Source organism: Endozoicomonas atrinae, from assembly GCF_001647025.1.
GTDB lineage: Bacteria > Pseudomonadota > Gammaproteobacteria > Pseudomonadales > Endozoicomonadaceae > Endozoicomonas > Endozoicomonas atrinae.
Map to the genome: position 1 here is coordinate 1 of NZ_LUKQ02000807.1, position 390 is coordinate 390.

The window sequence follows — 390 nt, forward strand, 5'->3', positions numbered from 1 at the left end:
ATAGGAATAACAGTACGTCGTCCTTGTTTCTATCGCTTCCATTGTATTTCTTATTGTCATAATGCCTCCTACTATCGTGCATTAATGAGTTATGGGAAGCAATTAAATTGTTCCATGATTCGTGAACTATGAAGCGCGGCAGCGACATTCTGGAAAACTCAGCCTGGTTGAACAGGTCGAACAGGCCAACGCCCACATCCTCCACCCCGAAGGATCAGGCCGTTTCGATGGACAGGCAGCCTTCGACGGGCAGGGAGTCATCTACGACGTTGAGCCGGAAGGACCTGGTGAACCTGTTTTCGACGATGACCGCCCTGTTCGGGCAGAAGTGGACCAGTGCATACGGTCTGGCTGACCGCAATGGCGAGTGGTTGAAAACACTGGATGGCC

At 51.3% G+C, this 390-nt stretch carries 1 protein-coding gene; it reads right to left on the bottom strand.

The window, feature by feature from the left end:
* Positions 1-196: hypothetical protein (locus tag AK963_RS36420; protein WP_238593917.1), on the bottom strand; the 196-nt coding region annotated here is incomplete at its 3' end.
* Positions 197-390: the final 194 nt, after the last annotated feature.